The 14525-nt window shown below is 37.0% G+C and carries 15 protein-coding genes and 1 riboswitch; of the genes, 12 read left to right on the top strand and 3 right to left on the bottom strand.

The window, feature by feature from the left end; genetic code table 11:
* Nucleotides 1–2 precede the first annotated feature (2 nt).
* The 7 genes from rlmH (at nucleotide 3) to mmuM (ending at nucleotide 5739) form a co-directional block, all read left to right on the top strand.
* Nucleotides 3–482 (top strand): 23S rRNA (pseudouridine(1915)-N(3))-methyltransferase RlmH, encoded by a 480-nt coding sequence (gene rlmH / locus RYX56_RS09910; RefSeq protein ID WP_317121950.1) that lies wholly within the window; start codon nucleotides 3–5, stop codon nucleotides 480–482.
* Between the two features lie 506 nt (nucleotides 483–988).
* Complete coding sequence (locus RYX56_RS09905) at nucleotides 989–1366, top strand: DUF1761 domain-containing protein (protein ID WP_317121890.1); 378 nt, start codon at nucleotides 989–991, stop codon at nucleotides 1364–1366.
* A 44-nt stretch (nucleotides 1367–1410) separates the two neighbouring features.
* Nucleotides 1411–1764, top strand: coding sequence for a DUF1801 domain-containing protein (locus RYX56_RS09900; RefSeq protein WP_317121889.1), 354 nt, complete (start codon nucleotides 1411–1413; stop codon nucleotides 1762–1764).
* A gap of 268 nt (nucleotides 1765–2032) precedes the next feature.
* Nucleotides 2033–2136: riboswitch (SAM riboswitch) on the top strand.
* A gap of 327 nt (nucleotides 2137–2463) precedes the next feature.
* Nucleotides 2464–3279 (top strand): transporter substrate-binding domain-containing protein, encoded by an 816-nt coding sequence (locus RYX56_RS09895; protein ID WP_317121888.1) that lies wholly within the window; start codon nucleotides 2464–2466, stop codon nucleotides 3277–3279.
* A 21-nt stretch (nucleotides 3280–3300) separates the two neighbouring features.
* The gene (locus RYX56_RS09890; protein WP_317121887.1) at nucleotides 3301–4023 is read left to right on the top strand and encodes an amino acid ABC transporter permease; all 723 of its coding nucleotides are present in this window, start codon (nucleotides 3301–3303) and stop codon (nucleotides 4021–4023) included.
* Nucleotides 4020–4757 (top strand): amino acid ABC transporter ATP-binding protein, encoded by a 738-nt coding sequence (locus tag RYX56_RS09885; RefSeq protein WP_317121886.1) that lies wholly within the window; start codon nucleotides 4020–4022, stop codon nucleotides 4755–4757. The genes RYX56_RS09890 and RYX56_RS09885 overlap by 4 nt, the downstream gene beginning before the upstream one ends.
* Before the next feature lie 46 nt (nucleotides 4758–4803).
* Nucleotides 4804–5739: a homocysteine S-methyltransferase gene (gene mmuM, locus RYX56_RS09880; RefSeq protein ID WP_317121885.1), complete on the top strand. Its 936-nt coding sequence runs from the start codon at nucleotides 4804–4806 to the stop codon at nucleotides 5737–5739.
* 189 nt (nucleotides 5740–5928) lie between these two features.
* Here mmuM and RYX56_RS09875 read toward each other — a convergent pair whose 3' ends face one another.
* Nucleotides 5929–6426 carry a hypothetical protein gene (locus RYX56_RS09875; protein WP_317121884.1) on the bottom strand — a complete coding sequence of 166 codons (498 nt, stop codon included), beginning with the start codon at nucleotides 6424–6426 and terminating at the stop codon, nucleotides 5929–5931.
* Between the two features lie 466 nt (nucleotides 6427–6892).
* On the opposite strand from RYX56_RS09875, the gene mqo reads away from it, so the two are divergent.
* Entirely contained in the window at nucleotides 6893–8392 is a 1500-nt protein-coding gene (mqo, locus tag RYX56_RS09870; protein WP_317121883.1) for a malate dehydrogenase (quinone), read from the top strand.
* Nucleotides 8393–8457: 65 nt separating this feature from the next.
* On the opposite strand, the gene RYX56_RS09865 is transcribed toward mqo, so the two are convergent.
* Nucleotides 8458–8715, bottom strand: a complete 258-nt coding sequence (locus RYX56_RS09865; protein WP_439108481.1) for a hypothetical protein — start codon at nucleotides 8713–8715, stop codon at nucleotides 8458–8460.
* A gap of 360 nt (nucleotides 8716–9075) precedes the next feature.
* On the opposite strand from RYX56_RS09865, the gene RYX56_RS09860 reads away from it, so the two are divergent.
* Together RYX56_RS09860 and RYX56_RS09855 are read left to right on the top strand one after the other, a co-directional pair.
* On the top strand, nucleotides 9076–10464 hold the full coding sequence (locus tag RYX56_RS09860) for a YjiH family protein (RefSeq protein ID WP_317121881.1): 1389 nt from the start codon (nucleotides 9076–9078) through the stop codon (nucleotides 10462–10464).
* Nucleotides 10465–10609: 145 nt separating this feature from the next.
* Nucleotides 10610–11800 carry an aminotransferase-like domain-containing protein gene (locus RYX56_RS09855; RefSeq protein ID WP_317121880.1) on the top strand — a complete coding sequence of 397 codons (1191 nt, stop codon included), beginning with the start codon at nucleotides 10610–10612 and terminating at the stop codon, nucleotides 11798–11800.
* Between the two features lie 45 nt (nucleotides 11801–11845).
* On the opposite strand, the gene RYX56_RS09850 is transcribed toward RYX56_RS09855, so the two are convergent.
* Entirely contained in the window at nucleotides 11846–12541 is a 696-nt protein-coding gene (locus RYX56_RS09850; RefSeq protein WP_317121879.1) for a YetF domain-containing protein, read from the bottom strand.
* 199 nt (nucleotides 12542–12740) lie between these two features.
* Between RYX56_RS09850 and RYX56_RS09845 the strand changes: the two genes are divergently transcribed.
* Together RYX56_RS09845 and RYX56_RS09840 are read left to right on the top strand one after the other, a co-directional pair.
* Complete coding sequence (locus RYX56_RS09845) at nucleotides 12741–13601, top strand: pirin family protein (protein ID WP_317121878.1); 861 nt, start codon at nucleotides 12741–12743, stop codon at nucleotides 13599–13601.
* Nucleotides 13602–13741: 140 nt separating this feature from the next.
* Nucleotides 13742–14263: a type 1 glutamine amidotransferase domain-containing protein gene (locus tag RYX56_RS09840; protein ID WP_317121877.1), complete on the top strand. Its 522-nt coding sequence runs from the start codon at nucleotides 13742–13744 to the stop codon at nucleotides 14261–14263.
* Nucleotides 14264–14525: the final 262 nt, after the last annotated feature.

Raw genomic sequence — 14525 nt, 5'->3', positions numbered from 1 at the left:
CTGTGAATATCTCTATTATTTCAGTAGGAAAATTAAAAGAAAAATATTTAAAACAAGGAATCTCGGAGTATACGAAAAGACTAGGTGCTTACGCAAAGATTGATTTAATCGAAGTAGCTGATGAAAAAGCGCCAGAGAATTTAAGTGAGGCCGATATGGAAATTGTAAAGCAGAAAGAAGGAGAACGAATCCTAGCAAAAATCGGACCAGATACGCATGTTATCACACTTGAAATCAAAGGTAAACAACTCACCTCAGAGCATTTAGCGAAGGAGATTGACCAACTTGCTACATACGGAAAAAGCAAAATAGCCTTTGTGATCGGAGGCTCACTCGGACTAAGTGATGACGTCATGCAGCGCAGCAACTATGCGTTGTCATTCTCAAAAATGACGCTACCCCATCAACTGATGAGACTCGTGTTATTAGAGCAAGTGTATCGAGCGTTTCGGATTAATCGAGGAGAACCGTACCATAAGTAAATGAGGTTTTTTGGAAATTTCAAATGGCACTTTTCTTAATGTGAAAGGTGCTGTTTGATTTTATGTAGGCTTAAATTAACATTTGCTGTATCAAAGCATGTTTTGAGTTTGAATTTCTCTTATTTTTCTTTTAATCCATACATTGGATTGATTGGATAATTAGGTTAAGTACAATATAAAAATGGTCCAATTTCTAAGATATCCCTTTCATAACGCCTAAAGAAAATATAGTTATTTATGGGGGGGTGTAATATTAGTAGGTACCGACTTATTAGCTAATTTCTAAATCGGAAAAATGGAGGCTTTAAACATTAATTATTTCAAACACGGAAATAAACGCTTATTACTACCATAATGAATTTCCCGTGTTGTTTGTGACAACCTGGGATTATCCATTTGAATTTGTCTATATGATGGAAGAGGATGAAGAACAAAATGTATAAACGTATGATTCATAAAATTTGTATACCAGTAAAAAAAAATGAAAAGAGAAGGTAGGGAGTTATATGATCTTAGCAATCATATCAGGAGTTGTAGTGTATATGGTAAGTGGTATGATTTACTATACACTATTAGGAAATCGTTGGGTAGATCTATTGAAAATTAAGCCGGAACAACCTAAATATGGGTTGCTTACTTTAGTAACATTTCTGACCTCAACGATGTTGTATGGTTTACTCCTACTATCGCAGGCCCAAACGTTAATGGATGGAGCACTATTAGGAGGTGGAGTTGGAATAATAGTGGCGCTTGCTTATGCAAAAGATTTTATATTTGGGTTAGGAACAAATAGTAAGAAACCTTTATCCATCTTTTTTATTGCTGTTGGATATCATGTGATTGCTCTGACAATCATTGGAACTTTGATGATGTTTTTTATTTAATGGAAGTGAATTTAACCAACGATTTTAAAAACTAGGAGGATATCATGGATCAAAGAGAAAATATAGAGGTAACGAAATTAATTGAAGCGCTTCCTGAGCCTATTCAAGATATAACTAACAATCTAAGAGTGCTTATTTTTAAGTCCTCTCCGGAAATCATCGAAGAAGTCAAATGGTCTAAACCAAGCTATGACCAAAATGGACTGGTTTGTTATTTAGCGCCTGCAAAAAAACATGTTAACTTAGGATTTTATCAAGGTTCAGACCTTACTGATAAAGAAGCTGTACTTCAAGGGACAGGTAAACAAATGCGTCATATACAGGTGAAAAAAATAGAGGATATTAAGCCAGATTTGTTTATTTCGATGATTCAAGAGGCGATAGAACTTAATAAATAACTATGAAAATTTCGGTATTATTTGTATAAACGTTCACTAGCAATAGCCTTATAGTCAATATGTGTTAAAAAACACACCTCATTTAGATGCATTACGAAGAACCGTATCATAAGTAAATGAGGTTTTTTGCTTTGATGAGATATATGAACTCATATTATATAATTTCCATTTTTACATAAAATATTTTGTATAAATTTAGAATAGTATAAAAATGTATTTGACATTAGACTTAATGTCAAATAATATCTTTATATGTCAAAAATTAAATATCTTATCATGAGAGACTAAGGGACAGGCCCGATGACGTCCAGCAACCATCATTTTATGAAAGGTGCTAATTCCTGCAGAGTGTTTCATTCTGAGAGATAAGGGTTAGATTAAAGCCTCTTTCCGATTGAAAGGGGCTTTTTTGTATATAAAGGGAGATTAAGAGACAGAAGGTAAAGCATAGGATATCTATCTTCACAGATTGGTAGGGGGGAATTTTACTTTGATCTAAATAAACTAGAATCTATATAGATAAATAAATTACTGTAATCAGCGTTAAAAAAAGAGAGGATTGGTATTTAAGAATCAGAATGATTATTGAAAAAACATGGGACTTCGCTTCTATCCATTTAGGAAAAATATAAATATAGTATTGCTTTTTTCAACATTAAATTGATTTATCACTCTATATAAACAAAGGAGCTTTAAAAAATGAAAAGAAAATATTACTTACTTGTATCCGTGTTTTTACTATTAGGAGTAATTGGAATATTAAATGGTTGTTCGTCAAAGGAAGCAACTAGTGCAACTGACAATCAAGTAATTTTAGTAGGAACACAAAATGATTATCCTCCTTTTGCATTTGCAGATGAGAACAACGAACTTACAGGGTATGATGTTGAAGTTGTAAAAGAAATTGACAAAAAATTGGATGGTTATACATTCGAGTTCGTTGCCACCCCTTGGGATAGTATGTTTCTTGCACTAGAGTCAAATAAAATTCAGGCAATAGCAGATCAAGTAGCGAAAACACCGGAACGTGAGGAAAAGTACTTATTTACCGATGAATCATATTTTGCAGCAGAAACGGTTATTGTTGTGAAAGCAGGCAGAGAAGATATTCAAACATTAGAGGATTTAGAAGGCAAGAATGTTGGAGCTTTAGCAGGAGATTCTTATACATTATTGCTAGAAGAACATAACAAAAAAGTAGATAATGATATTGTTTTAAGTTATAGCGAAAGTGGAAACCCTTCTGAAATTTTGCAAGATGTACAAAACGGTCGCATAGATGCCTATGTAAATGATCCTATTATGATCAATACAGTATTGGAAAAGTATGATTTAGATGTAGAAATTGTGGGACAGTCTCTAGTTAATGATAACATGGGAATCGTATTCAAGAATGAGGAGCAGGGCGTGAAGTTAAAGGCACTAATTGATCCTATTCTGAAACAACTTAAGGAAGATGGTACGTTAGTCGAGCTGTCAAAAAAATGGACTGGTGGAGAATATATCCCTGAATAAGTTTGGAGAAGGAAAGATAAAATGGAGAATTTACTAGATGTTAATTATTTGATAGAAAGCTTTCCTGCTATTATCTCACGGCTACCTATTACAGTAGGGATAGCTGTAGGTTCATTAATTTTGGGTTTATTTATTGGGATTGGTACAGCACTTATAAAAATATATAGAGTTCCAGTACTAAGGGTAATTTCTTCTTTATATATATCTTTTATCAGAGGAACTCCGCTATTAGTTCAAATTTATCTTGTATTCTACGGAATACCTAAGGTTATTTACTATTTACAGATCGAATATGGGTGGCTTCAATACGTAGATGTTAATATAATAGCCCCTGAAGTATATGCATTATTAGCATTTTCTATTAATTTGGGTGCTTATTTGTCTGAAACAATTAGGTCTGCTATTGAGTCGGTTGATCGGGGGCAATTTGAAGCTGCTAAATCTATAGGTATGAGCCCTACACAAATGATGCTTAAAATTATTTTCCCACAGGCTTTGGCAGTAGCAATACCTAACATTGGAAATGTGTTTATTAGTTCGATTAAGGACACTTCTCTTGTTTTTATTATTGGTGTTATAGATATTATGGGACAAGCCAAAATTCTTGGTTCTCGTGGGTTAGCATTCTTTGAGGTGTATATTGCTGTATCTATTATCTACTGGATTCTTTGTATTATAGTTGAGAGATTGCTAGTTATAATAGAAAGGCGAGCTCGTAGATATGAAAGAGGGATTTCTTCATGATTAAGTTGGAAAATATCCATAAGTACTATGATAGCCAGCATGTGCTAAAGGGGATTAACCTTACCGTTAATAGAGGGGAGGTCGTTTCTATTTTAGGACCAAGTGGCTCAGGTAAATCAACACTTTTACGATGCATTAATTTCTTGGAGCAGCCTACTAGTGGAATCGTTGAGGTTAGTGATAAGAGAGTAAATGTTGAATCAGCAAGTAAGACTGATATTTTTTCTTTAAGAACTTCGACAGGAATGGTCTTTCAACAATATAATTTATTTAAAAATTTAACAGTGTTACAAAACGTGATGATTGGTTTAACAAGTGTTAAGCAAATTAATAAGGATGAAGCTAAAAAGATAAGTATAGACATTCTTGAAAGAGTTGGCTTAAATAATAGGTTAAGTCACTATCCAGCACAGCTATCAGGCGGTCAACAACAAAGGGTTGGTATTGCTCGGGCACTTGCACTCAATCCAGAAGTTTTATTGTTTGACGAACCGACTTCCTCTCTTGATCCAGAGTTAGTTGATGAAGTTTTGACAACTATAAAAGGTGTAGCAAATGAAGGAAATACGATGTTAATTGTTACACATGAGCTTAATTTTGCACGTGAGATCTCTGACCGTGTAATCTTTATGGAAGACGGTACTATTATTGAAGAGGGAACTGCTGAACAAATTTTTAACAATCCTAGTGTGGAAAGAACGAAGAAATTTTTAGGTAAAGTAATTAGGAACTAATTAAAAGATATTAAAATGAGTTAAGACGTGGGAAGGAGGTTAAGAAATGAATCCAATAGAACAAATTCTGAATAACTTTCCTATCATAATTATTGACGGAGCAATGGCTACAGAGCTTGAGAAGTATGAATGTAATTTGAATGATCGTTTATGGTCAGCAAAAATATTAATGGAAAATCCGGAAGTAATAAAGAAGGTTCATCTAGATTATTTTAAAGCAGGTGCAGATTGTGCTATTACTGCTAGCTACCAGGCGACTATTGCAGGGTATAAAGAAAGAGGGTTGACTGAGGTAGAGGCAATTGGATTGATCAAAAAGTCTGTTCAAATTGCAGTAGAGGCTCGTGACGATTTTTGGACAGAGTTAAAAGATAAGTCTAACAGGCCGAAGCCGTTAGTTGCAGCCTCTGTAGGTCCATATGGCGCTTTTCTTGCAGATGGCTCTGAATATCGGGGTAATTATTTTTTAAACGAAGATGAATTAGTTACCTTTCATAAAGAAAGGATAAGGGTATTGGTTGAAGCAGGTGCAGATATTTTAGCGTGTGAAACAATTCCTTGTCTTGTGGAAGCTAAAGCAATTACAAGGGTACTAAAGGAATTTCCAGGGGTTTATGCTTGGTTCAGTTTTAGTGCAAAGGATGACTACCACATAAGTGATGGAGAAAAAATTTCAAGTTGTGCGGAGTGGTTAGACGGAGAAGAGCAAGTAGCTGCGATTGGTGTAAATTGTTCATCACCACACTTTATAGAGTCTTTAATTAAAGAGATAAAAAGTCGAACTGCTAAACCGATAGTCGTTTATCCTAATTCAGGTGAAGAATACGATGCAACAAGTAAGACATGGGGTGATGAGTCATTAACAAATCATTTTACCTCTAACACCCAACGTTGGTATGAGGCTGGTGCCCAAATAATCGGGGGTTGTTGTAGAACAAACCCTGAGGATATTACAGCCATTACTACATGGGCTCGTAAATGAGGTAGTAATAATAATAGGTTAAAGAGGGGTCAGACATCCATACGGAGGGTCCGATCCCTCTTTATCTAACAGGTTTATTGAGTGTTTACAGTTTGTGGAGCAAGGTAATCGCTATTATAAAGTCAAAGTCTTTAAATCGGAGATCCATGTTTTCGGTTACTTCGCTTTCCTTCTCAAAGGAAGGAGACATCAAGTCAGTTCTTGATCATTTATTAGTTTCGCTTTAGGCTGTTTGAACACTTCGTCCTGCCACATTTGATACAGATAGATGATAAGCGCAAAACCGATCATCATAGCAACAATAGCTATTGTAGACAAAGTGGATTCACCCGAAACAATCCCCATCCGTTGCCATATCGGGTAAATGATGTACATATATAACCCGTCCAAAAGTATGTTGACAGTCAAATACACCCAAAATTTTCCGAAAGTAAAGTGGAATACCCAGATAACTATAACTAAGTATGCTCCATACACCCAAGGAACCGGAACGACTTTATCCCAACCGAACAGACTGGAACCTGTTTCTTTCCACCATCCGTAATGGTAAGCCGCTTGATATGCCAATGTATGAATAATGGTCATAAATAGAGCGACAGGCATGTACCTGCGTACAGTATCCATTTTCAAAAAAAACAAGGACGCCCAAGGCAAGATCAAGAGTAACCAGAGAAAAATCTGTTTCATGTCATTAATACCTCACATTAGTTTTATGTATAGTGTTACTCTCAATTCATATATTTATTCAATTTATCCGATAAAAGTAACTGAAACACCGAAAGACCAGATGCTAAAAAATGCATCCGTAAGATAGATTGTGCAATCGACAAGTTGAAAAAGCACGTCAATACCTATAAAGGACCTTCATATAATGGAATTAATGATACAAAAAGGCTATGTATTAAAAGCAAAATCATTTTAAGTGTTATTGAACTTTGGCTTTTAACGAGGTTCTCATTTTTTTAACAGACTAATTAGTTTGAAATTATCAGATTATGGTAGATTTTTTGAGTAGTAAATCATTATAATAGAGATATGATAGAATGATATTGAGATAGGAAAGTTTGTGTGGTTGGGTGGCGCCTTGCTTTTTTGTGACGCTTAAGGAGGAGCGCCTACTCTTTTTACAAAATAGAGGATAAGGGTGGTTATCATGAGCAGCATGAGGAGAGAAACAGACGTGATCTTAATTGGTGCGGGAGTTATGAGCGCGACTTTAGGTTCATTGCTGAAAGAGTTAGCACCAGAATGGGAAATCAAAGTATTTGAGAAACTTGCGAGTGCAGGGGAAGAAAGCTCTAATGAATGGAATAATGCGGGGACAGGTCATTCTGCACTATGTGAGCTTAACTATACTTCCGAAAAATCTGACGGAACTATAGATGTGAGCAAGGCTATTAAAATTAATGAACAGTTCCAGCTTTCTAGACAGTTCTGGGCTTATCTTGTAAATAGCAATCTGATTCGTAATCCACAAGACTTTATTATGCCGATTCCTCATATAAGCCTAGTCCAAGGCGAAAAAAATGTCACTTTTCTAAGAAGTCGTTTGGAAGCGCTATCAAACAATCCCCTTTTTCAAGGGATGGAATTCTCAGAGGATCCTGAAAAACTTAAGGAATGGACTCCTCTAATAATGGAAGGTCGTACATCGAATGAACCGATTGCTGCAACAAAAATCGATTCTGGAACCGATGTTAACTTTGGAGCTTTAACACGCATGTTATTTGACCACTTGAAGAGTCAAAATGTTGAATTAAACTATAAGCATAGTGTTGAAGATTTTAAACGTACAAATGATGGCCGCTGGGAAGTAAAAGTGCATGATATTGAAGGCGGTAACATCGAGTATCATACGGCAAAATTCGTTTTTATTGGCGGCGGGGGTGGAAGTCTGCCTTTACTCCAAAAAACGGGTATACCTGAATCAAAGCATATTGGGGGATTTCCAGTAAGCGGACTATTTATGGTTTGTAACAATCCAGAAGTTGTAGAGCAGCATCATGCAAAAGTATACGGTAAAGCGAAGGTTGGAGCTCCTCCAATGTCTGTTCCACATCTTGATACAAGATATATTGATAACAAAAAGACATTACTGTTTGGACCGTTTGCGGGCTTCTCACCAAAGTTTTTAAAGCATGGATCAAACCTAGATTTAATCGGTTCAGTTAAACCGAATAATGTTCTCACTATGTTGGCTGCAGGCGTTAAAGAGATGGGATTAACAAAATACTTGATCGAGCAGGTCATGCTCTCAAATGAAAAGCGTATGGAAGAATTACGTGAGTTTATTCCGAATGCGAAAAGTGAGGATTGGGATATAGTAGCTGCGGGCCAACGCGTACAAGTTATTAAAGATACAGAAGCTGGCAAAGGAACTCTTCAATTTGGTACGGAAGTGGTGAGTGACGCAGATGGAACGATAGCTGCATTACTTGGAGCTTCTCCGGGTGCCTCTACGGCCGTACATGTCATGCTCGAGGTATTCCAAAAATGTTTCCCAGAACGTATGAATGAGTGGGAACCAAAATTAAAAGAAATGCTCCCTACTTATGGGATGTCACCAGTTGAACACCCAGAGCTGTTCCATCAAGTTCATACTTCAAATTCACAAATTCTCGGACTGAGTGTAGAAGAACCTGTTTTTGCTTAATAGGTAGAGCGTCATAAGTGAATAAGACTGTTAAAACAAGCGGAAAAGTTTTTCCGTTTGTTTTTTTATTCATACAACTTTATTAGAGTATAGTAGTAGAACATACAGCTAGTTTGGTTGTATGAGGGATACATTAAAGGTAGTGTATCCCTTTTTCTAACAGCAAAATTATTTAAGAGTAATTTTTCGATCGGCATAGTACTTTCTAAATTTAAGGGAGACTTTAGGTTTTTTTGTGAATGGAGAAGCATTTTATTAATGATATGTTTTATTTCTTTATCTTCTACAGTGACAGAAAAATACTCAAACAATCTTAGCTTCATACTATTTTTAAGGTAAGATGACCAAATATTAGATACTTCAATGGGAGACAAGTACCTTGGAAGTTTTTTGTTCTGGAAAACACTTATTTTTTTCACTCCTTTCTTAGTAGTGTTGTTATAAAGAAGATATTTATTACAAGAACAACACAGAGTCGTGAGAGGAATTCAGAAGTAGGGTCATAAGACTGGATAAGTTAATATTGACTTGTTTAGCAAGAAATATTGAGTGCTATGAAAGAATTTTGTGATTCGCATTGAATATTTATACATAAAAATGATATATTATTAATAATTAAATAGAGATAATGAGTATTCGATGAATGATATATACAAATCATCTGAAGTGGGAGAGAGTAAAAAATGGGAGCTAATACACAGCAGAAATTAGACCAGTCTACATTTACAAAAGAATATAGCGCTAAACAATATATGAAGTTTTGGTTGTCATCGTTAATTGGGGTTTTGTTATTTTTAGTCCCTATTTCAATTAATGATAAGGTTACAATCGGATTAGGGGTGCTAGCAGATGCCTTGCAGGGGGCTATTGCTGAATATATTCCACTCTTCATGACAACCGTATTATGTCTATCTACGATTGGTAGCTTAATAGCGAAGGGGACTAACTTGCAGTTCATTCACAGAAGTGCTTTCTTAAAGGGGTTATTTGATGTTCCCACACTGTGGTTCACTTTAAGAAGTATCGGTGCAGTCTTTGCCGTATTAACATTAACGGAAGTCGGACCTGAATTTATTTGGTCTGAATTTACCGGCGGCGTGGTGTTGTATGAGCTGATTCCGGTACTGATGGTTTGGTTTTTATTTGCTTGCTTGTTTATGCCGCTCCTGCTTCAGTTTGGCTTAATGGACTTTATCGGCACAATGGTACGCAAAGTGATGCATCCTTTATTCAAATTGCCTGGACGTTCCTCTGTTGATGCATTAGCCTCTTGGATGGGTAGCGGCACAGTTGGAGTATTACTGACAACTCAGCAATATGAATCAGGATACTATACGAAGCGTGAAGCTTCAGTCGTTGCAACAAACTTTTCAATTGCGTCGATTGCCTTTAGTCTTGTGATTGCAAAATTTTTGAACATTGATCATATGTTTATTCAATTTTATTTTACAGTGATTGTAACAGGAATTGTTGCAGCTATTATTTGTCCTAGAATCCCTCCTCTTTCTCTTAAAAAAGAGTCGTATTACGAGCCAGTGGGGAAGCAAATTGATGAAGTGGTTCCAGAGGGAGTGTCTAGCTTTCAATGGGGCGTGCATCAGGCGGTTGAAAGAGCGGCTCAAGTAAAAAGCTATCGTAGTGTAGTAAAAAGTGGGGTTCAAAATGTCATTGATATTTGGTTCGCTTTAATTCCACTAGTTATGGCGCTTGGAACAATCGCGCTCGTTATTGCGGAATTTACGCCGATATTTAATTACTTGTCTTATCCATTTGTTCCGTTCCTGCAGTTACTGCAAATTCCTGAAGCAGAGGCAGCTGCACCTGCGATGATCGTTGGTTTTGCTGATATGTTTTTACCAGCTGTTATTGGTAGTGGAATTGAATCAGAACTGACTCGCTTTATCATTGGAGTTATGTCATTAACACAATTAATTTACATGTCTGAAATTGGTATTCTTTTGTTGAAGTCTAAAATTCCACTTTCTTTTGTTCAATTATTTGTGATCTTTTTACAGAGAACCATTATTACGTTGCCGATTGCAGCAGCAATGGCTCATCTTTTATTCTTCTAACAAATAGAGAGTCTGTGTTACAGCTTGTTCAATCTTTTGATACGATAATAGTCGGTTGGAAAGCATTGGTCACATGCCAATGCTTTCTATTATGTCTGGTATGTTATTCTTTTCATACATAATAAATGGATCGGGAGTGGTAGAAGTGAACATGGAATCTTTTTTATCAAACAATATAAAAGCAGCACTAAAAAATGATCCTCCAGGAGAATGGATGCCTGCTTTGCCTGATAAGTGTATTCGTCTTAGTTCAGGCTATCCTGAACCCTCTCTGGTGCCTACAGAACAGATAAAAGAGTCTGTGGTCAGTCTGCTTGATATGGAGAAGGATTTACCGCTTCATTACCTTGGAAGCTCTCAGATCGACAAATTGAAGGGGCATATTCATCAAAGGCTCACAGAGCGAGCTATGGGAGTGCAAGAAGATGAACTGTTATTAACATCAGGAGCTTCGCAGGCTATTGATTTGATTGCCCGTATTTTAATTGATGAAAATTGTGTAGTTGCTCTAGAGGCACCAACGTATATGGAAGCATTAGAAATCTTTCAAAATTATACGGAGCAATTCATTAGTATTCCAGTAGATGAGCTAGGACTTCAAACAGAGAAATTAGAAGAAATGCTGAAGGATCGAAATGAGAATGGACTACCTCTTCCTCGTCTTTTATATACGATCCCAACATTCCAAAACCCAACAGGTACAACAATGACCAAAGAGCGCCGGAAACATGTCATTGAACTAGCTGATCAATACAATTTCCTCATAGTAGAAGACGATGCATACGGGGAATTATCCTTTGATCAACCTTCGATCCCTTTAAAAGCTTTGGACTGTGAAGGTCGTGTTCTCCATGTTGGTTCGTTATCTAAAGTCGTCGCCCCAGGAATGCGAATTGGATGGGTGAGCGCACCTGCTGAACTAATTACTGCGATGAATTGGTTTAAAAAGGATTTAGATCATCCATTTTCACAAGCAACTATGGCTACTTATTTGGATAAAGCCGATCTAAGCGAACGTCTGAATACTTTACGAACCACGTATGAATCGAAGTGTGGTGTGCTCCTTTCAGCACTTGAACAATACCTCCCAGATTCGGTTTCATGGTATATTCCAAAAGGAGGCTATTTTGTTTGGGTCAAAGTTGCAGGCGTGGATACGTCAACATTATTAACGCAGGCTCTAAATGAGGGAATATCTTATGTACCTGGAAAGTACTTTTACTTGCAGGAACAAGAGGGGATGTCATACTTAAGACTTTCCTTTAGCTATGCCTCTAAAGAAGAGATAGTAGAAGGCGTTAGGAAGCTGGCTAAGGTTATAGGAGGACTCGAATAATAATATATGGATCACAAAAGGCTCGAGCCATCTGTCTCGAGTCTTTTATGCTTGCTTACTCTGATAAGGAACAATATAAATGCCATCATCATAGATCCAGTCTGCATACAAGACGTCCTCTACTCTAGTATACCCATGTGCAATAAGTTGCTGAGTCAGCCAATCTTTATTGAAGCCAAGCTCCTTCAGGTTAGCCTCAATCATTTCACCATCGGTAATAAGAGTCGTACAAAGGTACGTTGGACTTGGGGGTAGATTTAAATCGTCGAGAGTGACCTTTTGGTATTTATTCTTTTTTAAGATGCTGACTGAGCCATTCGTCTCTAAGATTGCATAGGCTACTTCACGGAGAGAGAATGTTTCACTTTGTCGTAATGAGCTAAGCAACTGATTGATGTTCATTCGGTTTTGTTTAAGCTGCTCGCGGTCAATTTTGCCATTACGAATGATGATAGATGGCTTTCCTTCTAATAAGCCTCTCATCGATCGATGCTTTAACAGGTACTTCTCCATAATGATCATTAAAAAGCCCCATAATAAGACCACGTAAATGATGTAGAAGATGCTAACGTTCGTCTCAAATATCCCATTCCCGAGTAGCTCTGATAGCACAATTGCCGAAACAAAATCAAAAGGAGTCAAATGACGAATCGTCGTCTTCCCTAATAATCTAGTAATCATAAAAAGCAAAAAGAACCCTATGAGGATTTTAATCGACATATCCATGAAACCTGGCTCCATACTATCCTCTCCCAGTAGGTAAACGAATCTATTTTACTACTAGTTATGGTCAAGGTCGTAGTGTTTTATGCAATGTGCATAGATTTTGGCAGTGAAGATAAAGAAACGAAAATTCTTGATTAGAAAGTTGAATAATTTGTATTCAACAAACTACATTTTGTATGCTAAAAGCAGAAAGTAACTTAGGAGGGGTGTATGGATGGACAAGCAGCAGGAGCGTTACATTCGAGATCATTGGAAAGTGAAATACAATAAAAATGGTTATCCTCATGTTCAACAGGGATGGGTTTTACCGCCTGATCGTATGAGTGAATATGATCCATTTATTTTGATGGCAGATGATTGGTTCAAACGAGGAACGTTTTCGGATCATCCTCATAGAGGGTTTCAAACAATTACGTATGTGATTGATGGAAGACTTGAGCACACGGATAATAATGGGGGTCACTCGGTTTTACATGCAGGAGATGTTCAGTATATGAATGCTGGAAGTGGTGCGCGCCATGCGGAGGAAGCAGTAGATGATGATCTTATTCATACTCTCCAATTGTGGCTGAACTTACCTAAGGAGCTTAAGCAAACAGAGTCATCCTATCAAAATGTTTACGTAGAAGACGCTCCGAAAGTAGATATAGAGGGAGGATATCTTCGCGTTTATTCAGGAACAGTAGCGAATACGTCTGGTCCTATGAATTCACTGGTTCCTATCAATATGGTTGAGCTTTATCTAAAAGAAGGAGCTACTTATTCCCTGGAACTTCCAAGAAACCATAATGGCCATGTCTATATGCTTCAGGGTGAGTTGGAATTTGCTGAGAACGTCACTCTTCAAAAAACAGAGGTTGGTTTACTCTCATATGATAAACTTGCTGATGATAAGGAAACGGATAAACTCAAGATTACCGCACATGAAAGATCTCGAGTTTTAATCTATACTGGAAAACTAATTCAGGAACCTGTTGTAGCAAGAGGTCCTTTTGTAATGAACACTGAAGAGGAAATTAAAGAAGCTTTCAATGATTTTCGGTTAGGGAAATTTGGACTTTCGTCTCAAGAATAATCATTCTTTAAACAAGAACTTAGCTCAGGTAGTTAAGTTCTTTTTGTCTTACGTACTTGTAAAGCCATATGCTTGCATTAACTCTTCGAACCTGTCAAGATATATAAAATCCATTATTACTTAGAGGAGGTCTACTAAAAATGAAGCTGCAAAATAAAAAAGTCATCCAAATTGTCAGTAATGATTTTGAAGATTTAGAGCTATGGTACCCGGTTTTACGTTTGCGTGAAGAAGGGGCAACAGTGGATATTGTGGGCGAGAAGGCAGACGAGAAGTACATAGGAAAGTATGGCGTACCGATTGTATCTGAGTATGCTTTTGAAGAGATTAATCCTAATGATTATGATGCGATTCTTGTGCCGGGTGGATGGTCACCTGATTTACTCAGAAGATTCGACAGTGTCTTAAACATGGTTCGTGTGTTGAATGACCAGAAGAAGCCAATCGGGCAAATCTGTCACGCAGGATGGGTGCTGATTTCGGCAAATATTTTACAAGGCAAGAAAGTGACAAGTACACCAGGTATTAAAGATGATATGACGAATGCTGGAGCAACATGGGTAGATGAGGCTGTAGTAGTAGATGGAAACATTGTCTCAAGCCGTCGCCCGCCAGACCTACCAGACTATATGCGTGAATTTATAGAGGTTTTAGCAAACTAAAAAGATCACCATTAACTCCGCAGCTGCTTTTAAGTTGTGGAATTGCTAACGAACGACTGCTGAAGTGGAGAATTAAATGACTGAAGAGGTGGAAGGTATGACGTATCCTAGAACGTTCTCACATATTGGATTATCAGTACCTAACGTAGATGAAGCGCTAAAATTCTATCGCGAGGAAAGTGCTTATTAAAAAGCCAAAAAATCTTCTACAGCTTCAAGCTGTAGAAGATTTTTTTATTTCCGGGGGAATTGATAAAACTTT

The organism is Alkalihalophilus lindianensis (assembly GCF_032843265.1).
Classification (GTDB): domain Bacteria; phylum Bacillota; class Bacilli; order Bacillales; family Bacillaceae_D; genus Alkalihalophilus; species Alkalihalophilus lindianensis.
The sequence above is the reverse complement of the archived record's forward strand: the minus strand, read 5'-3'. Positions and strand labels throughout refer to the sequence as shown.